This window comes from Bacillus sp. Brlt_9 (assembly GCF_051948935.1).
GTDB lineage: Bacteria > Bacillota > Bacilli > Bacillales > Bacillaceae_G > Bacillus_A.
On the sequence record NZ_JAYJLO010000003.1, the window covers coordinates 651578 to 675900 of the forward strand.

The following is a 24323-nucleotide window of genomic DNA, read 5'->3' on the forward strand; positions in this document are numbered from 1 at the left end:
TCAGCTTTTTTTATGTCCAATAAATTTTCTATAATGTTGTTTGTCCGGTTCGGATTGATGTTCCTTTATTAAAGCTTGTAATTCGTTCAATAGTTCTTTCATTTGTTCTGGGTTAGTTACAAAGTCAACAGAATCTCCATCTATTTCTAATACGCTAGTACCTGGTAAAAACGTTTTAATGGATGAAAATGATTCTGCGTAATCGCTTGAAAGTTGCTTTAGGTATTCTGGATCAATTCCTTTTTCGATAATTCTTCCGCGTTTTTTAATTCTTGAAAGCAGTGTATCGATTGAGGCGTTAGAATAAATGACTATATCCGGTTTAGGCAGTCCTTCTAATAACGTCTTAAATAAATGTTCATACTTCATAAAATCTTTTTCATTAAGTGTTCTTTTAGCAAACAACAAGTTCTTAAATATATGGTAATCAGAAATGACTACTTTATCCTGCTCCAAGACCTGTTCTACTTTTTCTAATTGTTTGTACCTGTTACATAAGAAAAAAATTTCCGTTTGGAACGCCCAGTGTTCAGGATCGTTATAGAATTTTTCTAAAAATGGATTCTCTTCAACAATCTCTTTAAGTAAAAATGCATTCAAAGATGCAGCTAATTCAGTAGAAATTGTTGTTTTACCAATGCCGATTGGCCCCTCTACAGCAATAAATAATGGTTTCATTTAATCCCCCCTGTAGGTTTGTAAAATTATATGTTGGAATTTTTTCAAAAGAAACTGGTTGCGGTATTAAAAATACATAAGAAAATAAGTAATTCCCTTAATAGTATGTAGTGTACTGATTTTATTAACGATTTGGGGAAAAAGGAAATTTAAAAATACTTTTGTTTGCTTGATTGTATCTGCTAGTGTATTAAACCAATTTATAATTGGAGTAGTTGTTTCCATTAGAATTGCTCTATAAGTGCTTGGTGGAAGAATTTAGAATGATTCCTATTATCCTTAAAATAACGTGGTACAATTTAACAGAAACATAAAAACATTGTTATATAAAGGAGAGAAAACATTATGTTATCGTTTGAAAATGTTATGCAAAATCGTTTTTTAATTCTGGATTGTCTGTTGGATCAAAACTTCTGCGAGAAGATTCTGTCTGATAATAAGAAAGTACAGAAGATCAATGACTATTTATGGGAGTCAAAAAACCGCCTAGAATTGTTACAGTTGGTCAAGTCGGGAAAATATAAGGAATACGTGGAAAATAGTAGAGGGGAAATGAAAGGGGGTAAGGGCATAAAAGAATTTGTCGGTAGTACACTTTCAGAAGCATTTTCTTTTGCAGTAGGTGTACCAGTAGGTTTATTAAGTGCACCGGCCAAATCCTTAATTAATAAATATAAGAATAAGAATCTTGAAGAGTTTTATATTCTGCTGTTTGATGAAATAGGGAAAAAGAATATAGAATACATAATTGTAGGTCACATTAATAAAGATTATAAAGGTCACGAATAATAAAGTCGAAAAAGAGTGCGGTAATTTCCACACTCTTTTTTTATTAGAAAGATTTATTTAAAGCGTTTATTTTTTGTTTGGCAGTGATACATATTTTTAAGCGATTTATAAATTGTATCTAAAGGAAGTAATGGAAATAAAATTAAAATTAATATATCTGAAAATTATTGGCATTTTACTAAACATAATTAGAGTTCTAATTACAATAGGAGGTGTTTTATTAAAGGGGGCTATGTATGGTTAAATTTTATGATATTGCTGTAATTGGAGGGGGGCTATCAGGTCTTTCTGTAGCTGCTCTATTAAGTGAAAAAAATAAAAAAGTTTGTGTTATAGAAAAGAGTGTTTTAGGTGGCAGGGCACTAGCTGTGGAGAAGAAGGGGTATATATTTAATTATGGGGCACACGCTGTTTATGGGCTTGATCGTTCAATGTGGAGCAAACTTCAGGAAGATTTACAATTAAATATTGAATGGAGACACTATGATCCATTAAGAACATTTTATTATAAAGATGATAAGTTACTATTAATGCCGAGTAATATAGAAAGCTTCTTCAATACAGAACTTTTAAGTTTTGCAGAAAAAATACAGTTCCTTAAGTTACTGTCCAAGATTATGTTTATGCAGGATGTTAAGGATGAAAAACTGTATGAATGGGTTGATAAACAAAATGCTTCTAAGGTAGTTATAGATTCGTTTTTACAATTAGTTAGCAGTAATTTCTTCATAAAGGATCCTGGAGATATACCAATGAAGACGATTGTGCCCTTTTATAAAAAAATCTTTACTTCAATGAAGGGTGTTAGCTATATTCAAGGTGGCTGGAATAAATTAATCGACCAACTTAAAAATACAATAATAAAAAATAATGGTGAAATTATTACGAAAGATAGTGTGAAGTGTGTCTATATGGAACTTGATAAAGTTACATCTGTCAGTACTAAGAAAGGTCAACAAATAAGAGCAAAGCAATTTGTCTTTGCTATCCCGCCTAATGAATTGAAAAGGTTGCTGGGTGATAAATTAAAGTTGCCTGACGATATTATTAACAATCAAAAAAATAATGTTTTATTTTATGATATCGGGTTAAGTGAAAAAATCGACACAAATTACTCTTATATTAAAGATTGGGAAAGTAAGATATTTATTACTGATACCTCGCACTATGATTGTGCTGTTGCTCCCCCAAATGGTCAACTGATATCAGCTGTAGCCTATTTAAGTGAATTTAGTACAATAGATGAGAAAAAGGTTTTAGAAGATAAAATATGCGGTATGTTTGATAAATTTTATCCTGGTTGGAGAGATATATTAATAACAGAACGAAAATCCAAGAGCGCGGTAATACAAGAAATATCACCTAAAAGTGGAGTGTCTATTGATATTAGTAATAAAAGTTTATCAAATGTGTTTTTTGTAGGTGAATGGACAAAGACAGAAGGTTCGCTATCGGAGAAATCTGTACAAAGTGCTTATGCTTGTTTAGAAGAGATAACTAATGAGAAATAATTAATCTCTGAAAGTGAAAAACATAAATGCTCTATAAATAGAGTTTTTATGTTTTTTTTATTTATTATTCATAAACTCAACTACAATATAAAAAATAAAAGTAACGGAGGAATTTATAATATGAAAGATTTAATGAAACACTATAATTTAGAGGTAAAGGCTGGAGTTACTGAGAAAAACGAAAATTGGATCGGGTTACAAGATGAAAGTGGTTATCTTACAAAGGTTCACTATAAGGAGAAAGATGCTTATCTATATATTACTGAAGTGACAAGTGATTATGGTGTAGAAGAAAATCCAAGATTATGGTTAGCATTTTGCTTAGAAAAGCTATTTGAAGAAATGGATCGATTAGATAAAGTGTTAATTCGTGTAAATTCATTAGAAGGGAATGCATCCGCGGTTTTAGCGCCATTCATTAATTATATTAAAACAAAGAAAGGGCGTTATTTCTTACTAAGCAAAGAAAAAATTAAAGACTTCTTTAAGATTGTTAGTGTAGTAGAATCGCATTCAAAAGGCCAAACTTTGATTTTTCCAGTAAATATAAGTTTAAACTTTGATACAGAATCAGGTTTTAAGAAGATTTGTTGGGGTAATAGAGAAAAATTTGGACAAGGATGGGTGTTAAAGTTAAAACAAACGGAACGACTTTCGTTTGATATTGCACTTTACTTTAATACTGCCGCAGAATTAAATGATTTATTAAATAATATTAACGAGATAGAGCACCTATAATTAACGGTGAAATATAAAACTCTCTTTAAATTAAAAAAAGCTTACATATTGTAAGCTTTTTTATTTTTTCGCACCAAATACAGACAGAAGTTCATACTGGTTACAAAGTTTTTCAATTGCTACACACAATTCGTATTGAGAGGATTCTGGTTTAGGGTTTGAAGGAATGAACCAATAACCACCATCAAATAGGTGTAATTGTATACTTGTGAGAGTTATTGAATTTGTAATATAAATACAATTTTCTTCTTTACTAAATCTGATACTTACTTTTTGATTTGTATAATTGGAAAGATAATCTCTTAAATAATCGATCATAATGGATAACAATTCATTAAAGGAATATCTAAATTGAAATTCTCCCTTAAACGGGAATTTATAAACTTCTAATATCCTAAGGAAATCCAACATTGTTGGTAATGGAGGGGATTCTATTGAAAAGTAAGAAGAACGTATAATACCTTGAGATTTATAGGGGAATACAATCCACTTTTCTATAAAGTGGGTAGGGGTGTTTTCAAATGTTAAATGGATATCAAAATCATTCTCAATCAGATTTAACTTAACTGGAAATTTATTATTATCGTGTACGATAAAGGTTTGTAATTTCTCACCATCTATTTGAAAACGGTTTGAAAAAGTATCATTAAAACTGAAATAACTAGTCTTTTGTATGGATAATTCCAAGACTTTCACCTTCTTTCAATATATTTTATTTAAGTGTGATTAATAAAAACAAGAAAAGAATAAAGGAACGTTTTTTCAAACCTATAAAGTGTTGTATAGAGAATCTTTATTGGGAGGAATTAAATTGTATAAAAAAAGGTATTTGTTGTTTGTTGCTGCCGTTCCTTTAGTTGTAATGAGTGGATGTTCAATTGGAGACAGAATAGAAAATAAGAGTGTTGCTATTGAAAAAGTTGATATGTCTAAGTATGAAAGACAAACTGAAGAAGGAGTATTTAAAGGTGTTTTGAGTCAATCTGTTGCAGATATTGAAGTTAATGGAGAACTAAAGATGTTTAAAATTAAAGCTTCATCTGCAAAACAAATTAATGATTTAAAGCCTAATGACACGATACGATTCGTATACTCGAAAAATCAAAAAACAGGTGACAATGAAATGTATACAATCGTTGCTTTAAATGGTAAAGATGTTCATATTCCGAAAGAGATAGAGAATAAAGAATCCAAAAGTATAGATAAAAAGAATGCTGTAAACAAACAAAAAGAAAATGTTAAGAAAGAAAAAATGGAAGTAGAATATCCTGATAGAACAAAGATTAAAGATGTGATAGACAAAGAGTTTTATGGTCATATGTTTAAAGTGATAGATGATTATGAGTGGGATGGTACAAAGTTAACTAACAAGGATACGGAAATAACAATTACACCTGTTAAGGATACAATTGAGGATGATATTCAAAAAGAACGTTGGCGTGCAGCAGGTATATTAAAAAAAGATGGCTCGTTTAAAGAACGTAAAAATATAGAGAAAAAAGATAAGTTTGTATTCTACGTTAGTTCAGATGACAAATATAAAGAAATTAAAGTGATAAAAAATAAATTTGGTTATTTCCGTATTGAAACGACAACGAATCTAGAAGATAAAGATAATGTAATTGCTGAAGTTAAAGCTATGGTTGAGACGATTGATTAATAGATATTAAGTAGTGATTTTGTATCAGTCAGTAATTATATAAACAAAGTGAGTAGCAAAGTAATGCTGCTCACTTTGTTAAAATAGGATGGTAGGTCTGTTTTTTATATAAGGTGTGAAATTATGAAGATAAAAAGTATTATATTAATAGGATTTTCTGCGATCATTTGTTTTTTGATAATATATTTTCTAGGTGATTCGTGGCTCGACCATATGGCACCAGGTAAAGAAAATGGCAGGGAACCAACTGTTAATGTGATCGGAACTATAAATTTTTTATTGTAGACCGTTTTAAAAAAATATGTATATAATATATTTCAGGTGATGAGTTACTCAAAGTTATATTAAGGATTATTAAATAGATGCAGTACTAGATTAGAATTTAAATATTAATGTATATAGCTTATGATTAGAATTATAGAATAGAAAAATGATTAGTTTTAAAGTTTTATTTGTTAATAAAGTTAAATAACATAAAAGAAGTTTACCTGTTTAAATATCTAGTAATAAATTCTATATAGTAAATAGACTTAAAAATGAACTCACACAAACAGAAAAGCTGGACTGTAATACGGAGAGGTAGTGAAGAGAAGAATGAAAAAAACTAAGAAAACCAGAAAAGCTAAAAAGTTAATATCAGAAATGACAATTAGAGAAATTGTAGAAGACGCTGTTGAATTTGTTACAACATCGGAAACTGGAGCAGTGAAATTACGCCCTGATAATAAAAAAGAGCAAAAAGAAGTGGAAGAAATCCTTGAAGAGTTAGATTTAGATATGGGGATTAGAGAAAGAATTGAAGTTATTATATAGCAAAAAAGGCCCGTTATTGTGGCCTTTTTAATTTATGATACTTCGGCTAATTCCATTGGAAAACGTGCTCCAAATGTATGAATTATTGTTCTTTGCTGGGTATCGATATTTAAAATGACTATACTAAAGTTGTGTTTACGGATAAGCTCGTAGAATTCTTCATTAAACCACTTAGAGTGAATTATGTTATTGTAATCGTAATTTGAAACTTCCAGTATTGGAAGAGAGATATTTTGTTTCTTAATTCTTTTGCTATGACTTTTTGGAGAGATGTCCTCCTTTGAGAAAATGATATTATTATTCATAGTATTTTACCTCCTTATCTCTTAAGCACTAATATTGTAGGATATAAAATAAATAAATGTTAAAAAAATAAAAAAAGACAATCGTATAGATTGTCTTTTTCTTGTATTACTTTTCATTTGCATATCTGCTGTCTACAAGGTCGCTAAGGTGAATAAGCCAATCGTTTGCACTTGAAGGTTCTACCGGGCTTCCCCAATCTTTTCTTCCGTGATGACTTAGAATACCTCCCATAACACTGAACCAAAACGTGCTATTCATACTGTACTTGCCAGATAATAAATATTTATAGGTAAACATTACCCCTAAAGTAATGTGTCCAAGCTTAGCTCCACCCCTAGAATCCATTGAAACGGAAATGTTTTCATCTTCCATTGGTATATCGAGGGTAGGGAACCATAACTTATATTTATTTGGATCATCACCAAATCTAGTGTACTCTAAAATTTTTCCAATGTCGTGTACAAGTATTGTAAAAATAACAATATTTAAGTCAGCTGAATCCTCACAACGTAAATAGCTATCCATTACTTTAAATAAATGTGTTTCTTTTTCATAAAAAGCAGAGAATGTGTTCAATCCTTCACTTCTTTGATTTTGTTTTTCAGCCCATAGAACACTACTTGTTAATTTATGAATGTGTTTCAAAGTGTTTTCTTGTTCTTGTTTAGTTTGAATACATAGGTTATATGCAACACGCATTACTTCTACAGTATGTTGTAGTAATCCACCTATTTGAAAGTGATGGTGTCCCATTGCCGCAGGTTGAATAATAAATAACTCCCACACTTCTTTTAAAATATCTAATGCTAATTTTTGAATTTCTGAATCGATTTTTGATATGTAGAAAAGTAACTCGTTTCGTAATTCTGTTCGAGACTCAGTGATTTTCGGTAGAATTTCATTAGGGTCAATCTCAATTGGTTCTAATTGTTCGATTATGATATTAAATTTTCCAGATTTTTTTGGCCATTCGTTCCATTTTCCTGAAATATTGAATGTTTTTTGTTTTTTTATTTGTTCAATGACAACGTTAAAGTCTAAATCTTTATTGGACCAAATTTTCGCTTGAACAGTGCCCATTAAATGGTTTGTTACGTTTAACTTTAAATAATTGTTTATAACTTCTGCATTATCAAGTCCAACACAGAGGTCGGAAATTTGATCATTATCATTTACTTGTTTGATGTCAAATTTTAAAGCAGGTATGCTCCAATCAGTAATTGGAAAGTTAGTTGTATTTAAATCATTAATGTTAATTTCGGGTCTTTTGAATGGTCCATTTTCAAATAGATATCTCTTGTAAATACTCATTGTTTGGTTCATCCTTTTTATGTATTTTCACTAATTTTATCATATTGAAAGATAATTTTTATTTTTTCCTTAAAAATAAATAAAAAACAGTAATATATAAAAAAAGATACGTGAAGGAGTTTTATACAATGAGTAAAACAAAGGGGTTGGGTACAAAAATTCAATTCAAAAAATATGAACAATTAGCTTTAGATTTCGCACTAGGTTACGATGAGATGTTTTCTAGAAAAATTCGATTTGTAAACTTTGAGCAATTAGCATTGGATTTCTCTAGAGATTACAGTCAAAAGTTACCTACAAAAGTTCAATTTATAAACTTTGAGCAATTAGCATTAGATTTCTCTCAAAAATATGATGATATTAAGTTACAGCCATTTGAAGATGTTGTTGTTCAGTATGATAAGATGATATGGAAAATAGTTAATCGCTATTATAAAAACCATTCTGCAACTTATGAGAAAGAAGAGCTCTATCAATTTGGGCTATTTGGATTATGGAAGGCATACGAAAACTACGATTGTACGAAAGGGTTCAAGTTTATTACATATGCACATACAAACATATCTGGTTGGATTTCAGCAGAAATAAACAGAGAAAAAGAAACGAAATATGGTGTTAGTCGATGTCATATTAAGAAAAAAGAAATCGTTACAAAATGCTTAAAGAAAGCAGACGAAAAAGGGTTAAGTCTTGAAGAAGCTTTTCTAGAATCAGGTTTAACAAGAAAAGAGTGGGATGAAGCAGTAGAGTGGAACTTAGATACAGTATCGATTTTCACTGATGTTGGAAAAAGTTCTGGTGAACATCAAGAATTGATTGAGTATATACCTGGTGAGTTAGGTACTGAGGAGAAAATATTGGATGAAGAAGCTGTAGCAGAATTCTTTTCTTTTGTTGATAATGCGATAGAAGAAGAAATGCTACGTTTAAGATTAATAGAAGGCTTCAATAAGTTGGAGACCTCCAAGATATTGAATATGCCTACGACAACATATTATCGTAAAGAGAAAGAGTTATTTTCAAAAATCAAATATATATTAGAAAAACCTCAAGCAATTTGAGGTTTTTTTATTATTTATATTTACTTTTTGTAACGTTTTTTTGTTTTGTGATTTTCAACAGCTAAAGATACTAATCTAGAGATTAAATCTTTGTAAGCAATTCCGATCTCTGCAAATAAAGAAGGGTACATACTATGTTTTGTGAAGCCTGGAAGTGTATTTATTTCGTTTACAAACAACACGTCCTTACTTTCAACATAGAAGAAGTCAATGCGAGATAGCCCTTTAACGTTTATTACTTTAGCTACTCTATCTGCAAGATGGTGCACCTGCTCTTCGATATGAGAAGGTAATGCTGTAGGTATTAGCAGTTCATTTTGTTTTGTGTCTAAATACTTTGCATCAAAATCGTAAAAATCAGCTGTTGTCCTAATTTCACCGATAACTGAAAGTGTATAAGGGTTATTGCCTAATACTCCGATCTCAATTTCACGACCTTGGATAAACTCTTCCACAACTACTTTAGTGTCGTGCTCAAAAGCAGCAGCTAAACCGTTTACAAGTTCATTTCTGTTGTTGGCTTTACTTATGCCGACACTAGAACCTAAATTTGCTGGTTTAATAAAGCAAGGGTACTGAAGTTCTTGCTCAACTTTCGTTAAGAAGGCATCTGTATTGCTTACAAAGTCTGTTTTAGAAAAATATAGATATTTTCCTTGTGGGATATTGTTTGCCACAAATAAATCTTTCATAATCGCTTTATCCATCCCAATTGCTGAAGAGAGCAAGTCGCATCCTACATATGGAATGTTTAGCATTTCTAAAATAGCTTGAAAATGACCGTCTTCTCCGAAAGGACCGTGAGTGATAGGGAATACAACGTCAACCATTGAAGAGATTGAAAATGGATTTAAATGTTCATTTCTTGTAGATGTTAATTCGTCTTCAGTTGTTGGTGCTTGATTAAACCAATTTTGTTCAAACCATTCATTTTCATTATTGATGTAGATCGGTTTTGCTTCAAATTTGTCATAATCTAAATTTGAAAGAATACTAAATGCGCTTTTGATGGATACAGTGTGTTCACCGGATGCTCCTCCGTATAAAACTGCTAATTTTGTTTTCAATTTAATCACTCCTACATTACAATTCGAATTTTACTGCTGTTAAGCCGTTTCTGTATGCGTCACGTAAAATAAAATCTAATTCTTTTGGAAAAATATATTGAATAAATCCACATTCACATTTTGCTAAAGGTACATCATCGACAATGATCTCTTTAGAAAACATCTTGTGGGAGACTTTTTGTTTAATTGTTTCGGTTTCTTTATTACATCTTTCACAGATTTTCAATGTTACCACTCCTTAAATATTCATTTTCATTTAAAAATGTTTTTAATCTGTTTTTCAATAGGAGAACATAAGTATTTAAAAAATCATTTATATTTTTTATATGTAACCATTTATATTTCTTCCTAGATGAATTTCGTACCCAATAAAAAAACAATGAATCTAATAAATCTTCTTCTGTTTTATAAATTTTTATATTTCCTTTATGGTCCCTTAAAAAACATTTTACCTGATTTCTCATCGACATTGATAAACTAATTTTTAAATTGGAAGGAATATGTATAGTTTTTTTCATTTAAAAGCTCCTATATATGTTTTGAAAACAAAAAGGAGTGATAAATCCACTCCTTTTAATCCGCTACTCTCGTGACGTGTGTATACACTTCCCACTTAATAATGGGCAAACTCCCGTCGTCCAAAGGTTATATCATACGTATATTGTTTCTAAAAATATTTGTTTAGCCCTGTTTTCAATATTTAAAGCTGCATTGAAATCTCTGTCTGTTTCGGTTCCACAGTTCATACAACTATAGGTTCGTATATGTACAGGCATCCATTTTTTATTTCCGCAGTTGGAACATAATTGACTGGAAGGGAAGAAACGTTCAACACCTATTAGATGCTTACCTTTTTCATCGCATTTATATTGCAGTAGAGTGATGAACTCGCCCCAACTTGCATCCGAGAGACTGTTTCTTAAATGTTTTTTCTTCTGTAAATCTCGAATGTTTATACTTTCGATTCCAATTACATCGTATTTTTCAGTAAGATAATTCGTAAATTTGTGAAGAAAATCTGACCGCTGCCTGTATAGCTTGGTATATAGTTTGTTTATTTTTGTTTTTTGGTATTTCCAACGATTAGAGCCTTTTTGTTTTTTTGAAAGTTTTTTCTGTTCCAATGATATTTTTTCTTTAATCTTATCGTAAAAACGGGGGTTTGATACTACTTGTCCGTTTGAAAGGAACGCGAATTGCTTTAAACCAACATCTATCCCAATGGAACTTAAGTCTGATTGTTTTTTGTTTTTTTGTTTTTTGGCAACTAAAAAGTTCACAAACCACTTATTGTTTTTATTAAAAATTTCAACGTTATAGATTTTTGAAGGGAGTTCTCGCTGATGAGAAATCTTTATGTTCTGGCAAAAGGGGAGAGACAATGTATTTAGCCGCTTGTCGTATGAAAAAGTTTTGAATTTGATTGGGAAAATACTTTCAAACTTATCAGGATTTTTTTGAATGTTGCTAATGAGTTGAGGGAATATAATATCGGTAAATAACCTACTAAATTGATACTTTTCAAATAGCGGGGTAGTAGTGGTTCTTAATAAATTTATTGAGGGTTTTTTATTATCCTTGAATAGAGGATAGAGTGTTTTATATGAAACTTGCATATATTTATATAACATATCAAAAAATTTTTGTTGACTGGTGCTTAATTTCAATTGATATTTGTAACTTCGGAATAACATTGTAATCTCCTATTCTAATTAATAAAAAGCCTACAGACTCAACTGTAGACTTTTTATGATTTTTAGTTAAAGTATTTTTGAATACCTTCAGAAATAGCTTTAGCAAACTTTTCTTGGTGAGCTGGTGAATTTAATTTACTAGCATCGTTTTGATTAGTTACAAATCCTGTTTCTACAAGTGTTGCAGGTACAGTACTGTTTCTTATTACTGCAAAGTCAGCGAAATCTACACGTCTTTTGTGTAAACCGGTTTCTTTAACTAATTCATCTAGAATTAAGGTAGCAAGCTTTTTGTCCCCGCGGTTAGCGTTGTACCAGAATGTTTCTGTACCATTCGCTGAAGAGGTGCCTGAGTTAGCGTGAATACTAATGAATGCATTCGCGCCAAGTTTTGTTGCTAGTGCTGGACGACATTTTAGATCTTGGTTATAACCTGCATATGTACAAGGTACATCTGACGTTCTAGTCATAACAACTCTTGCACCCATATTTTCTAGTTTTGTTTTAACCTTTAATGAGATAGCAAGGTTTACTTGTTGCTCGTTTGCAATACCAACTGATCCGCCGTAAGGTCCACCGTGCCCAGGATCAATAACTAAAAGCTTACCTTTTAGACTTCCTGAAGGGTTTGGGTTACTTGTATTATTGTTGTTACTAATATTATTAGAATTACTATTGTCGCTAGGCTTAACACTTGTTAGGTAGCCTACATTTGCATAGCCTTTAACATTTCCAAACTCTACATATCCCCAATTACCAACTACATTTGAAACTTGAACTGAAGAACCGTATGGCATATTAGTGATGACACTATGTTGAACGCCTCTACCACTACGGATATTTAATCCATCTGGAGAATTTACGTATTTAGTAGTTTTATTTACAGAAGGAGTTTCTGTTGGTGGAGATGTTGGAGTAGAAGTTCCTTTAGAAAGATATTTAGAATTTACATAACCGTTATGTCCGTTAGCTGTCACATAGGCCCAGTCACCTTGATATGAATGAACATTAACAGCTGTGCCTTGTTTTAAGTAATCAATATCTTTAGCGCTAGCGTTTGGAGCATTGCGCATAGTTAACCAATATGCAGTTACAGTTCTTGATTCAGATGTGCTGTTATTATTTGAAGGTGATGTTGTATTTGTAGATGATTTAGTTAAATAAGAGGCGTTAACATAGCCAGTTTTTCCATTCGCCTGAACTTTTGCCCAGTTACCAGAATAAGAAATGATATTAACATTAGTACCTTGTTTTAAATAATCAATAGCCGCAGTATCTGCACTAGGGCCGTTTCTTAATGTTAACCAATAAGCAGTAACTGTACGGTGATCTCCACCTGTAGAGACTGTTTTAAGGAATTTATCGTTAACATAACCCGTTTTACCATTAGATAGTTGAACGTGATCCCAACCATTGCCGTCATTTAATATATCTACTACTTGGCCTTGTTGTAACCAATCAACAATTTTCGAATTAGCGTTAGCTGCTTGTCTAACATTTAATGAATATGAAGTAACTTCTTTTTTTGTAAGTGCTTCAACTTTATCTGCTGTTTGAATTAATGCTAATGAGGGGATGGCTACTGACATTACCATAATCCCTTTAGTGATTTTTTTCAAACTGTTCGCCTCCCTAATCCTATTAAATAAGGACTTTCTATGTCTCTTCATTAATTGAGGCGAAAACATTCCCTTTTTAAATTTTAAAAAAGTAGTTTTTTATAAAAAATAATAATATAATTCACTAAAAATTGAAGGGGTACATTTTAGGTATGAATAAACTAGACGTTTGGAATAAAATCAAAGAAAGAAAATTAAGTTCTTCTATAATAGAAGACATTGTAAAAGTAATAGAACAAAATTTTGAAAGAATAGAGTTTGTTAAGGACCACGTTGGTGTAAGGGACTTTTTATTCTTAGCGGAAGAGGGAACTAAATACGCAGCGGACTTCTTCGTTTCTATTAACGTTGAGTGTGAAAAGGATAATTCATATCTAACTAATTTAAAATTATGGTTCAAAAATAATAATGCTAATACAGATTCGGCATATAAAGAAATGATAAAGTTTTTTGAAACCACTGATAGAGTCTTATATATAGGTATTGGTTTTAAAGAGTCTGAGATTTATTTAAAAGAGGAATTAGCAGAGGAAATTTTATCGCAAAAGTACGAGGTAGAAGAAGAAATCTTGAAGAAATTAAGGAAATTCCCAAAATGGTTTGAGGAATTTGCGAAATGGCCGGAAGAATTGAACTTTTTAACTGCAAAAGCGGAAAGATATATAAAGAAAGTGTTACGACCTATGGAAAAAGAGACCCTAAGGGGAAAAATTGATGAAATTCTAAGTAAAGAAAAATTAAGTAACAATGATAAAGCAATTTTAAAATCAATTGTTACACATCTTGCTAGCTAAAAATAAAAGACGTTGAAGCGTCTTTTATTTTTTAATTTTGACTACTCATTGCTGCATCTAACAATTTAGCTGGTGTTATATTGAGTGAATAGTAGTCTATTTCTTTTAGGTTGTAAAAATCTTCATAAGAAATCTTAGTAATTACAGTGTAATTTTGTAGACCTAACTTTAATTTGAGTTGTTCTACAAAAGAATTGTACACTTCGCCAACAAAACCGAGATAGGTACCAGATGGGCATAACTGTCTTATTGATAGTTCTTTATTTTTTGTGTTAATGTGTATCATAAACTCTTCAGTATACCTATTTGTATTTAGATGTAATTTAACAGTATTATTCATTATTAGATAATCTAAATTGGTAAAGACAAGTTGGAATTTGAATTTATCTTTTGTTGCAATAAACGGAAGTAAGCTTGAAGTATTTTTAATTTTTTTGGTCTTGGATACTGTTTTATTTTTATAAACAGCATCTTCAATAATTTGAATGGTGTTGCTGGTTATAGTATTTCCGTACCGGTACTGTGAAATTGTTAAATAACTAATCCATTCTTCGAATGTAGAGTTATATTCTTTTCCTTTTCTAAAGATATCATCAGAAAACCAGTTAGTGGGTCGCTTAAAAGTGAAACTGTGTATAGGTACATTTTTCAAGAAGTATTCAATTTTATTATATGTGAGAGACATTGGGATCCAACGTAATAAAGGGATTTTACTGTAAATCTTTCTTAAACTGTATTTATAATCTGTAAAATGTTTTATTGGAAATTCAATTAATTTTTCTGTTTTTTGTGTTTTGGATTTATTTTTTCGCTTATAACGTTTTCGGATCCTGACTATGTTAAATGAATGTTTATTGCTCATTATTTCATCTAGTATCTCAGGAGTATACTTTTTATGCTTTTTTATTTTTGTTAAAAATGTTTTGTATGGAAGTTTTGAAGCGGTAACAGCATCTAATAATAACATTAACGAAAAAGAATCAATGCTAAAGTTATAACGCTGTTTAAAATCGTAAAGTCTAATAAGGGTACTAACAGGTGCTTGCGTATTAATCACTCTTAGAACTTTGTTATGTATGTCCTTTAAGCCAAGTTCATTTACAAAAATATGTTTTTTAGAATAATAAGCTAACCTAAAACTAATATCAAAGTTTAAGATTCGAAATCCATCGCATACTATTAACTCTATTGGTGTACCTTTATAAGTAAATCTAAAGATTTTGCTTATATATTTAGTGGAGTAATGAAACTCGCTAGCTTCTTCCCAAATACAATCAGGAAAATATACCTTTAGTTTTTCACCTAAAATATGATAGAGAGCATCAGCATTGTTGTATTTAGACATAAATCTTGTATATTTAGTCTTTCGCTTTTTCTTTTTATCTAATAGGATCCATAGTATATCAGCGAGCCAATCTTCATTTATAAATAGGTCTATATCCTTTGGCTTAAATGGTTCATTGTGTATTTTTGAATAAATGAAATCTGAAATGTAACCACCTGCACCAAAAAGGTTTGATTCAATTTCATCAAATAATTTTTCTGTTTTATTTTCATACTTTGTTAACTCATTGATATCATATTCTTTGTTTTTGGTATCGGCTTTTGGAGTAGGGGCTACAGATTCGTTGATTAATTCAACTAGCACTTTCCTTACTAAGTCATAGGCTTCTTCTAATAAGGTTGGAGCTTTGTATTCTGTTTTAATCCATTTGTTAAGTGGAACTTCGTTAGTATTGATTAGGATGTTTTCAAATGTCATTATGATCCCTCCCTAATAAATTTATTAGGAACTGCTAAAAAATGACCTTTTATAACAATTTAAAAAGACGTGGAAACACGTCTTTTATCTTTAATTATCTTTAATTGTCTTTAATTGCAGCGTTTAGTAATTTTGCTGGTGTAATGTTTTCTAATTCTTGTGCACTTTCGTTGTATCCATAAAGTACAGTGTCGTCAAAATCAGTTACGACTGAATAATTAACCAACCCTAAATTAGATTTCAATTGTTCGACAAATGATTCGTAAATCTCACCCACGAAACCAAAATACGTTCCCACAGGAGATAGTTTTCCGATTGTGATGGCTTCATTATTAGTATCAATGTGTATGTAGATATAATTAGTACCATTTGGGTCTTCTAACTGTAATTGAAAAATGTTAGAGATTAGAAGTGAGTCGAAATCAAGCCAATCTAATTTTAGTTTAAACTCACTGCTTTTTGCGATTACAGGAAGTTTATCGACTGCTGATTTATATTCTTCTGTAATAGTATTTTTATTGTGTAGGACAGCATCCTCAATAATTTGAAGTGACTCATTGGTTTCGTATTTGTCACTGAATATTGAAGACAGAGTTAAACGATTTATCCAATCCTCGTAGGTGGACCCATAATCAAGTCCTTTTTGGAATATCTCGTTTGAAAACCAGTTTGTTGGTCGTATAAATTTCATCTCATCAAATTGCATATATTTCAAAAAGTATTCTACTTTCTTATAAGATAAAGAAAGCGGAATAGAAGTGATATAACTTAGATGACTATAATAATACTTGAAATCTTCTCTATAATCCGGGAAGTGATTAATTGGGAATTCAATTAATATATCTGTTTCCGTAATGATATCTTTATTATCATCACCCCGTTGTACAGGTTTTTTTTGCTCAACAAAGGTATGTTTATTGCACAAAATCTCTTTTTCAATTTCAGATGAATATTTCTTGTGACTTCTTATTCTTTCTAAAAAAATGTCGTATGGAATCTTCGAATTAGTTACATATTCTAATAAGAGCATTAGTGATAATGAATCGATTTCTAAACCAAACCTATTACTGAAATCATATATTCGTACTAGTGTGCTAATAGGTGTATATGTGTTTATAATTCGTAAAGTTTTATTTTTTATATCTTCCAATCCCATTTCGTTAATAAAAATTAATCCTTTAGCATAATAAGCTAAACGAAAGCTAACATCAAAAGTTAATACTCTATTTTCGTTTGCTAATATGAGCTCAATGGAAGTTCCTTTATAGGTAAAACGGAATATTTTATTAACAAAAGTAAAATTGTAACCATCTTCACTTCTGTCTTCCCATTTACAATCAGGGAAATGTTGTTTAAGTTTTTTTCCAAAGATATTATTATATTCTTCTTCAATATTAAAAATGACGTCATCTGGTATTTCAGTTTGAATTTGTTTAACAGTATTTAATAAAATTTTAGATAACCAATCATTGTTTAAGAAGATATCAATGTCTTTAGGTTTAAATGATGTATTGTGGATCTCGGAGAAGATGAAATCGGAGATATATCCTCCAGCAGCAAATAAATTTGATTCTATTTGTTTTTTTGTAACTTCACGTTCTTCAATAGGTTCAATAACTTGTTCTATTAATTCTTCTATTGATTTAACTATTAATCCATAGATTTCTGTTAGTAAATCTGGAGCCTTATATTCAGTTTTAATCCATTTATTTACTGGTGTTTCATTTAGGTTTTCAATCACGTTCTTAAAATTCATTGTAAAACTCCTTATAATTTTTTCTTATAATAGCCGAATTGAACTTCTTTTGGGAAAAAAATAAAAAGCTGTAGATCCTAGAACAAATCTAGAATATCTTCAGCTTTTTGTATCTTAAAATCACCTAAAAAGAGTTTTACTAAGAAAAACATATACATACTTTGAGAAGGCCTATCTTCACCTAATTTGTGACATTCCTCTATTATTTGATTATGAACCATCGAGAAGCAATTAATTAATTCCGGATCATAACTTGTGCCTGAATATTGTTTTAAGTCATCAAGTGCTTCTTTTGCAGGACCACCTTCTTTATAACAACGTTTTGAAAGATATGCATCTATGCTATCTGAAATTCTTGTTATTCTTGCAGATAGTGGAATTTCTTCTCCAAATAACCCACCAGGATATCCTGATCCATCATAGTTGCAATGGTGGAAGTTAGTTGTATCAATCAATTCCCGCTCTGCATTTATTTTAGAAAGAATCTCGGCCCCTCCTTGAGCGTGTTTCTTCATTTCATTATACATACTTAAAGTATAAGAACCTGGGTAATTAATAAATTCGTAACTCATACCTACTTTACCTGAATCGTGAAATAGCCCTGATTCAAAATATAGCCTCAGTTTTTGTTTATCTTTTATACCATAGGTTTTTGCAATAGCATAATTCAATGCTGCTGTATTGAATGAATATGTAAATGAATCTCTATCGTGGGATTGAAGTAATTGCACTACATCTTTTTTTGAAGTAACACTCTTAAAATTAATGTGTTCTAAGCTATATAAAAACATTTGGTTGTTCTCCAAAGAGCTCACCACCCATTTTAGAAATTTAATAAATTATACATTGGTTTAGTTGTTTTTGAAGAATTTTAATAAATATTTAGAAATGAAAATAGGGGAAGCTTACTTTAAATAATTGGAGAGGTGTTTAATATTGTTAATTAGGGATGTATTTGAGCTATATAAACAAAATATGAGGAACATTAACTTAGCTGAGAGTACAATACACCAGTATTCAAAAGAGTTAACGAGATTCATAAATTTCTTAGAAGAAAATAAAATACAAGAAATATCGGACGTTAAGGGTTTTCATATAGATATGTTCAATGCGCTTTTAATGAGAAGTGGGAATGTAGCTAGTACAAGGTCTAGAAAAAAATCTACATTAAACAATTTGTTTGATTATGCATTAAAAATGGAGATTATTGAGCGTAATCCAGTAAACATAATTGGGAAAATAAAAATTACTGATGGAGATACGAAGCCTAAGGAAATATTAAGTGAAAAAGATAGCGAAAAGCTGAGAAAACAAATAGAAAAAAAGAGTTTATATAAAACAAAAAATATTTGTATCATTAATGTTTTTTCGTATTGCGCGATTCGGGTAAGTGAGTTAAGCCGAATGAAGTGGGAAGATATTGATTTTAAAAATAAGATAATAACTGTTAAAAAAGGTAAAGGGAGAAAAGATAGACGTGTCCCATTATTCAAAGAGATAGAAGATGACTTAAAAAAACTAAAAAAAGAACAAAGTCCTAAATCTGATTATGTATTCACAGCTAAAAATACAGGGAGACCTATGCAACCACGTTCTATACACGATTTAATTAAGAGACATTCAAGTGCTGCGAAAATTAAAAAGAATGTGGGCTGTCATACATTTAGACATACGGCAGCTACGAAGTATTTAACAGAAGGAGTGAATTTAAGGTACATTCAGAAGCTACTTGGGCACTCTAATATCTCGACAACGATGCGTTATTTAAATCCGGATGAACAAGAAGTTAATAAAGCTTTGCAGGATGCAGTTACTAAAATTAATAAAAGAGGGAAAAACAAATAGTTTTACAATCAAGTTAGGAAGATAATCCACTAGAGGTGAAATCATTGGAAAACCAACTAAATGTAAAACTAAATTATTTAGAAGAGTTAGCACAAGAACTAAGAGATACAATTGATGAGATCAAAGTTGAAGCAAAAGCAGCGGCCTTAGCACAGGTTCAAGAGAAATTAATGAAAGGTGAAAGTGATGCTGCAAAACAAATAATTGATTCAATTGATGATTTAAAAAGTTTACGTTTAAATGTGAATACAAATGAGATACATAGTTTTGTATTAGAAATGCTCAATATGAGTCCTTCGCAAAAAAGAATATCAAAATTAGAATATGGTGTTCAGTTTAAACAACAAAAGAATGTTGAAGTAGAAGATGTCAAAAGTGTTATGAGTAAAAAAGGTTACCGATTTGTTGAACAAATTGAAAAAAACCTTAAATTTGAAAAAGACGGAGAGTTCTATTTTGTAATTGAAGTAAATAACACAACTCTAAATGAAGAATTTGAAACTTCGTTAAGTGATTCCTCAAAGTATTGTAATTTAGTATTGATTACAGAATCTGAGTATATAAAAGAAAAAGTGAAACAACGAGTCGAGAAGTGGATGGAGAATAAGGAAGATAAAGAGGTATTAAAAAAATATCTTACGATTCAACTAGGTTCATATGAACACTTAAATCAAAAAGGAACTGTCTTAGAACGAATGCGATTAGCATAATTAAAAGTTATAGGTTTCAAGATAATCTTCTTCTATCTTGATTAGAATTATAAATATACATAACGCAATTATGGTCAACCATTTAATGAAATGAATGGTTGATTTTGCTGTGTTCTGAAATTCTAATCTTATCGAAAAATGTTTTAATAGTTTTTTTCAAGAAGCAATTTTTTTAATCTCTGTAGGGGAGGGGAATTAGTTGTTACGAAAGGGTGTAAAAATCTTTAAACATATCAATCAAAGATCTGCTTTGGATATAACTCATAATCTAGAGTACTTTAAAGAGAAGGAAGAGAAAGAGGAAAAAGAGTTCAAAGGGAATATTATTGTTTCGATTACTTCAGATAATAAGTACTTAAAGGCGTATATAGCAAAATCAAAGGCAAAGTTATTATTTAAAAGTGTTCTAGATGGTAACTTTAGTAAATTTTATTCAGATGGCTTTAAAGATTATGGCGGGAGTTTTCGTGACGGGCAAGTAATTTCGCGCACTTTAAAAATTGAGGGTATTTCTAATGGTGATAAAGTGCAATTCCGCTTTACAATTCAAGAGGGACCAGGAATGAAGACTCAAACGGGTGCTATTAAACCTTCTGGTAAGCCTACAACAGTTGTACAATCATACCTAGATATAACGGGAATGAGGGAGTGTGCTATGGAAGTTCTTTCATATATAACTTCTGCTGAAATTGCAGCTCAAATCAACGGCCGTCCGCTACATACATTAACTAATATTTCTTATGAACCTGATGTGGTGAAGGGACATAATAGAGACTCTTCGTTTACAAATGTAATAAGCAGCATTGAAAAGTTGTCCAACGATGAATTAAAGCAGCTTATTGGTAGAGTTAATGATGAATATAGCAAACGAGTGCAAGCCTATAAGCAAAATAAAAATGCTGAGTAATTACTTGGCATTTTTTATATCAAAATAGGATTTTTAAATATAATAAGGAAATTATTATTCATAAGGAGTGTGAATCTTTTAAATGGATGAATCATTTAGGATTATAGCTGTTATTTTACTAATATTTGCAACTGCATTTTTTGTAATTGCCGAGTTTGCCTTTGTTAAAGTGCGTTCAAGTAGGATAGATCAACTTGTAGCAGAAGGGGATAAACGAGCAATTAGAGTCCAAAAAATATTGAATAATTTAGATGGTTATCTTTCTGCCTGTCAATTGGGGATAACAATTACTGCGCTTGGATTAGGTTGGTTAGGTGAACCGACTATACAACGGTTGTTGAATCCTTTGTTGACAGACTTAAATATCAATCAAAGTATTTCGAGTACAATTAGTTTTATTCTTTCATTCTCTATAATTACATTTTTACACGTTGTATTAGGAGAACTTGCACCTAAAACAGTAGCAATTCAAAAGGCAGAAGAAATAAGTTTAAAAGTTTCTTCTAGTATGGTTGTATTCTATAAAATTATGTATCCATTTATCTGGGTATTAAATGGAAGTGCAAATTTAATTATAAGAGCTTTCGGTATGAAGGTCACTAGTGAACATAATGAAGAACATTCAGAAGAAGAAATAAAATTAATTGTTTCATCGAGTAATGATATCAATAAAGACGAGAAAAATATGGTTGAAAAAATATTCGATTTTGATGAAACACTGGTTCGTGAAATAATGGTTCATAGAAAAGAAATGAAGTGTATTTACGAAACCGAGGAATATGAGACTATTGTTGAATTTGTAAAATCGAGTAGATTCTCGAGATTCCCTGTTTGTGGTGAAGATAAAGATGATATTAAAGGATATGTAAATATCAGAGATATATATTCTAACAATGAAAAAGAAAAGAATTTAAATTCCATTATTAGAGAAATACCAAGAGTATATGAATCAATGCCTATTAAAAAAGTATTACAAAGGCTTCAACTAGAAAAAACACAAATAGCTGTTGTTATTGATGAATACGGTGGTATTAGTGGCCTTGTTACAATGGAAGACATTGTAGAAGAAATAGTAGGTGATATTCAAGATGAGTTTGATAATGAGATTCCTCCTATTAGAAAGGGTAAGAACAGATGGATTATTGAAGGTGATGTTCATATTGAAGATGTTGAAAAAGCTATTGGAACCATCTTTGATGAAAAAAAAGACACAATAACCATTGGTGGATATATAATGTCAAAGCTTGAAACAATTGAAATAGAAAAGGGCAATAAGATTGAAATGCAAGGTAGAACAATAGAAATATTGAATTGTGAAGAAAATAGGATTTTATTATTAGCAGTAACGAAATAAAGCTAGGGCTAAGCCCTAGCTTTATTTTTTTATTAATATTTCTAATATGGATAAGACGCGCTCTATGAATTTATCTAAAAAGCGTAGACAAACTTTTAAATGATCAGTGATTTCTTTATCCCTATTATCTATTTTAGCGTATAGGAATGTATGATCTAGTACGGGTTTAAATTGCAAGGGCATAACTTGAAAGATACTTTTTTCGTGTACAACTTCGTTTCTAAATAAATAAATGAAACTCCAAGTAGGGTTGTTGTAAGGGGTAGTGTATCGCGCGAAGATTTCTTTTAATGGTTTAGATAATTTTTTACATCGATAGACTGAAGAAACGGAAACTTGCGTGCTCTCAATTTCATAATTTAGACAGTAGTTTAAAATATGCATCAACATATCAACGGAAGATCTTGTGGAAACAAGGAAACTTTCTAATTCAAAGTATATTGGCATTAATGTTAAAAATTCATTTTTTCCGCTTGCCTTTTCAATAAATAGATTTATATTGTTCAGGTGATAAAGATTCTTTTCTAATTTAAAGACAAGGTTTTGAAATAAATCAAGAACCTTCTGTTTTTCAGTATCACCTACAAAAGTTTTTAGAAGTTCGTTCTGGTAATATGCAATGTTGGTTTTATACATTGTGGACCTCCTATTTGCAGAATTTACTTAAGTAGTAATAGAATCAACCGATTATATATAGATAGATAGATTTGAAGGATTATAATCAATTCTTCATCGCTGAGTCAATAAAACAGTTCTTTTTTTTCGGGGGGTGCGAAAAATGGGGGAACTAGCCATTAATAATATAGATAATATAAAGCATTTAATAGTTAAGGGTAAGAAAAACGGTTTACTAAAAATTTCTGATATAAGAAAACAATTGGGTAACGCTAATTGGGATTCAAATCAAGCAGAACGTATCTATACAATCTTAAAAGATGAAACAGGTATAGAAATCATAGATGATGAATTGGAAACTGAGGAACTTAGGGAACAAGGAAAGAAAATAACAATAAAAGATTTAATTATAAAAGAACAAGAAGAGGAAGTAGAAGTTGATGTTGATGATACAGTAAGGATGTATCTGAAAAAAATAGGTAAATACAGAATCTTAAATGCTGAAGAAGAAAAAATTTTAGCAAAACAAATTCTTGCAGGAAGTCAAGATTCTAGAAGACAGCTTGCACAGTGTAATTTACGTCTCGTAGTTTCTATAGCAAAAAAGTATATTAATCGAGGATTAGATTTTATGGATTTAATTGCTGAAGGTAATACAGGGTTAATGAAAGCGATAGACAAATTTGATTATAAAAAAGGCTTTAAGTTTAGCACTTATGCTACTTGGTGGATTAGACAATCTATTACAAGAGCTATACCAGATCAATCTAGGTTAATTAGAATCCCTGTACATATGTACGATACAATAAATCGATTAAGAAAATATAATAAGGAACTAACTCAAGAATTTGGTCGCGAACCTACTATTAAAGAAATAGCTGAAAAAATGGAATTAACGGAAGAGAAAGTTGCAGAGATTTATAAAATAGCACTAGACCCAATTTCTATGGAAACATCCATAGGTGATGACGATGATAGCACATTAAATGAATTTATCTCTGATAACCGTCCAGATCCTGATGCGTATACAAAAGAGTCTATGTTAAAAGAGACAATAGACGACGTATTAGAATCACTAACTCCGCAAGAAGCTTTAGTTGTGCGATTAAGAATGGGGTTAGATGATGGGGAAACAAAAACGTTAGATCAAATAGGTAAGATATTTAACTTAACAAGAGAAAGAATTAGACAAATAGAAGAGAGGGCTCTTAGGAAATTAAGACATCCTAGTAGGTCTCAAAAATTAAGAGATTTCCTAAAATAGGAATCTCTTTTTATTTTTTATAATAAAAAAGTATTTTTGTAGATAAATATAATAATGGTAAAGCAAGGA

The 24323-nt window shown here is 30.6% G+C and carries 25 protein-coding genes; 12 read left to right on the top strand and 13 right to left on the bottom strand.

Going from position 1 to position 24323, the window contains the following annotated elements; all coding sequences use genetic code 11:
• Window positions 1-678 (bottom strand): deoxynucleoside kinase, encoded by a 678-nt coding sequence (locus VF726_RS16000; RefSeq protein ID WP_440169944.1) that lies wholly within the window; start codon window positions 676-678, stop codon window positions 1-3.
• Between the two features lie 345 nt (window positions 679-1023).
• Here VF726_RS16000 and VF726_RS16005 point away from each other — a divergent pair, with 345 nt between their 5' ends.
• From VF726_RS16005 to VF726_RS16015, 3 genes are all read left to right on the top strand, one after another.
• Window positions 1024-1467 carry a hypothetical protein gene (locus VF726_RS16005; RefSeq protein ID WP_440169946.1) on the top strand — a complete coding sequence of 148 codons (444 nt, stop codon included), beginning with the start codon at window positions 1024-1026 and terminating at the stop codon, window positions 1465-1467.
• Between the two features lie 236 nt (window positions 1468-1703).
• Window positions 1704-2978, top strand: coding sequence for a phytoene desaturase family protein (locus tag VF726_RS16010; protein ID WP_440169948.1), 1275 nt, complete (start codon window positions 1704-1706; stop codon window positions 2976-2978).
• Between the two features lie 120 nt (window positions 2979-3098).
• On the top strand, window positions 3099-3716 hold the full coding sequence (locus VF726_RS16015) for a hypothetical protein (RefSeq protein WP_440169950.1): 618 nt from the start codon (window positions 3099-3101) through the stop codon (window positions 3714-3716).
• Between the two features lie 60 nt (window positions 3717-3776).
• Here VF726_RS16015 and VF726_RS16020 read toward each other — a convergent pair whose 3' ends face one another.
• Window positions 3777-4403: a hypothetical protein gene (locus tag VF726_RS16020; RefSeq protein ID WP_440169952.1), complete on the bottom strand. Its 627-nt coding sequence runs from the start codon at window positions 4401-4403 to the stop codon at window positions 3777-3779.
• Between the two features lie 124 nt (window positions 4404-4527).
• On the opposite strand from VF726_RS16020, the gene VF726_RS16025 reads away from it, so the two are divergent.
• Together VF726_RS16025 and VF726_RS16030 are read left to right on the top strand one after the other, a co-directional pair.
• Entirely contained in the window at window positions 4528-5376 is an 849-nt protein-coding gene (locus tag VF726_RS16025) for a hypothetical protein (protein ID WP_440169955.1), read from the top strand.
• Window positions 5377-5970: 594 nt separating this feature from the next.
• Window positions 5971-6189, top strand: coding sequence for a hypothetical protein (locus VF726_RS16030; RefSeq protein ID WP_440169957.1), 219 nt, complete (start codon window positions 5971-5973; stop codon window positions 6187-6189).
• 32 nt (window positions 6190-6221) lie between these two features.
• Here VF726_RS16030 and VF726_RS16035 read toward each other — a convergent pair whose 3' ends face one another.
• Both VF726_RS16035 and VF726_RS16040 read right to left on the bottom strand, forming a co-directional pair.
• The gene (locus tag VF726_RS16035) at window positions 6222-6494 is read right to left on the bottom strand and encodes a hypothetical protein (protein WP_440169959.1); all 273 of its coding nucleotides are present in this window, start codon (window positions 6492-6494) and stop codon (window positions 6222-6224) included.
• Between the two features lie 106 nt (window positions 6495-6600).
• Window positions 6601-7806, bottom strand: coding sequence for a TraI domain-containing protein (locus tag VF726_RS16040; protein WP_440169961.1), 1206 nt, complete (start codon window positions 7804-7806; stop codon window positions 6601-6603).
• A 128-nt stretch (window positions 7807-7934) separates the two neighbouring features.
• Here VF726_RS16040 and VF726_RS16045 point away from each other — a divergent pair, with 128 nt between their 5' ends.
• On the top strand, window positions 7935-8867 hold the full coding sequence (locus tag VF726_RS16045) for a sigma-70 family RNA polymerase sigma factor (protein ID WP_440169963.1): 933 nt from the start codon (window positions 7935-7937) through the stop codon (window positions 8865-8867).
• Between the two features lie 20 nt (window positions 8868-8887).
• Here VF726_RS16045 and VF726_RS16050 read toward each other — a convergent pair whose 3' ends face one another.
• The 5 genes from VF726_RS16050 to VF726_RS16070 form a co-directional block, all read right to left on the bottom strand.
• Complete coding sequence (locus VF726_RS16050) at window positions 8888-9934, bottom strand: D-alanine--D-alanine ligase family protein (protein WP_440169965.1); 1047 nt, start codon at window positions 9932-9934, stop codon at window positions 8888-8890.
• 16 nt (window positions 9935-9950) lie between these two features.
• Window positions 9951-10160, bottom strand: a complete 210-nt coding sequence (locus tag VF726_RS16055; protein WP_088363585.1) for a hypothetical protein — start codon at window positions 10158-10160, stop codon at window positions 9951-9953.
• Window positions 10147-10452, bottom strand: a complete 306-nt coding sequence (locus VF726_RS16060) for a hypothetical protein (protein WP_440169968.1) — start codon at window positions 10450-10452, stop codon at window positions 10147-10149. The genes VF726_RS16055 and VF726_RS16060 overlap by 14 nt, the downstream gene beginning before the upstream one ends.
• Window positions 10453-10584: 132 nt before the next feature.
• Window positions 10585-11628 carry an RNA-guided endonuclease InsQ/TnpB family protein gene (locus VF726_RS16065; RefSeq protein WP_440169971.1) on the bottom strand — a complete coding sequence of 348 codons (1044 nt, stop codon included), beginning with the start codon at window positions 11626-11628 and terminating at the stop codon, window positions 10585-10587.
• A 62-nt stretch (window positions 11629-11690) separates the two neighbouring features.
• A complete protein-coding gene (locus VF726_RS16070; RefSeq protein ID WP_440169974.1) occupies window positions 11691-13247 on the bottom strand; it encodes an N-acetylmuramoyl-L-alanine amidase in 1557 nt (518 codons plus the stop codon).
• A gap of 152 nt (window positions 13248-13399) precedes the next feature.
• Here VF726_RS16070 and VF726_RS16075 point away from each other — a divergent pair, with 152 nt between their 5' ends.
• Entirely contained in the window at window positions 13400-14041 is a 642-nt protein-coding gene (locus tag VF726_RS16075; protein WP_440169977.1) for a hypothetical protein, read from the top strand.
• Window positions 14042-14072: 31 nt separating this feature from the next.
• Here the strand turns inward: VF726_RS16075 and VF726_RS16080 are convergent, their stop codons facing one another.
• The 3 genes from VF726_RS16080 to VF726_RS16090 all read right to left on the bottom strand — a co-directional run bounded on the left by VF726_RS16080 (window position 14073) and on the right by VF726_RS16090 (window position 18365).
• A complete protein-coding gene (locus tag VF726_RS16080; RefSeq protein ID WP_440169979.1) occupies window positions 14073-15803 on the bottom strand; it encodes a hypothetical protein in 1731 nt (576 codons plus the stop codon).
• Between the two features lie 100 nt (window positions 15804-15903).
• On the bottom strand, window positions 15904-17559 hold the full coding sequence (locus tag VF726_RS16085) for a hypothetical protein (RefSeq protein ID WP_440169981.1): 1656 nt from the start codon (window positions 17557-17559) through the stop codon (window positions 15904-15906).
• A gap of 77 nt (window positions 17560-17636) precedes the next feature.
• Window positions 17637-18365 (bottom strand): HD-GYP domain-containing protein, encoded by a 729-nt coding sequence (locus VF726_RS16090; RefSeq protein WP_440169983.1) that lies wholly within the window; start codon window positions 18363-18365, stop codon window positions 17637-17639.
• 130 nt (window positions 18366-18495) lie between these two features.
• On the opposite strand from VF726_RS16090, the gene VF726_RS16095 reads away from it, so the two are divergent.
• The 4 genes from VF726_RS16095 (at window position 18496) to VF726_RS16110 (ending at window position 22375) form a co-directional block, all read left to right on the top strand.
• The gene (locus tag VF726_RS16095) at window positions 18496-19404 is read left to right on the top strand and encodes a tyrosine-type recombinase/integrase (protein WP_440169984.1); all 909 of its coding nucleotides are present in this window, start codon (window positions 18496-18498) and stop codon (window positions 19402-19404) included.
• A 44-nt stretch (window positions 19405-19448) separates the two neighbouring features.
• Window positions 19449-20114, top strand: coding sequence for a hypothetical protein (locus VF726_RS16100; RefSeq protein ID WP_440169987.1), 666 nt, complete (start codon window positions 19449-19451; stop codon window positions 20112-20114).
• 199 nt (window positions 20115-20313) lie between these two features.
• Window positions 20314-21021: a hypothetical protein gene (locus tag VF726_RS16105; protein ID WP_440169990.1), complete on the top strand. Its 708-nt coding sequence runs from the start codon at window positions 20314-20316 to the stop codon at window positions 21019-21021.
• Window positions 21022-21103: 82 nt separating this feature from the next.
• The gene (locus VF726_RS16110) at window positions 21104-22375 is read left to right on the top strand and encodes a hemolysin family protein (RefSeq protein WP_440169992.1); all 1272 of its coding nucleotides are present in this window, start codon (window positions 21104-21106) and stop codon (window positions 22373-22375) included.
• Between the two features lie 21 nt (window positions 22376-22396).
• Here the strand turns inward: VF726_RS16110 and VF726_RS16115 are convergent, their stop codons facing one another.
• Complete coding sequence (locus tag VF726_RS16115) at window positions 22397-23011, bottom strand: hypothetical protein (RefSeq protein ID WP_440169995.1); 615 nt, start codon at window positions 23009-23011, stop codon at window positions 22397-22399.
• Window positions 23012-23153: 142 nt separating this feature from the next.
• Here VF726_RS16115 and rpoD point away from each other — a divergent pair, with 142 nt between their 5' ends.
• Entirely contained in the window at window positions 23154-24254 is a 1101-nt protein-coding gene (rpoD, locus tag VF726_RS16120; protein WP_440169997.1) for an RNA polymerase sigma factor RpoD, read from the top strand.
• Window positions 24255-24323: the final 69 nt, after the last annotated feature.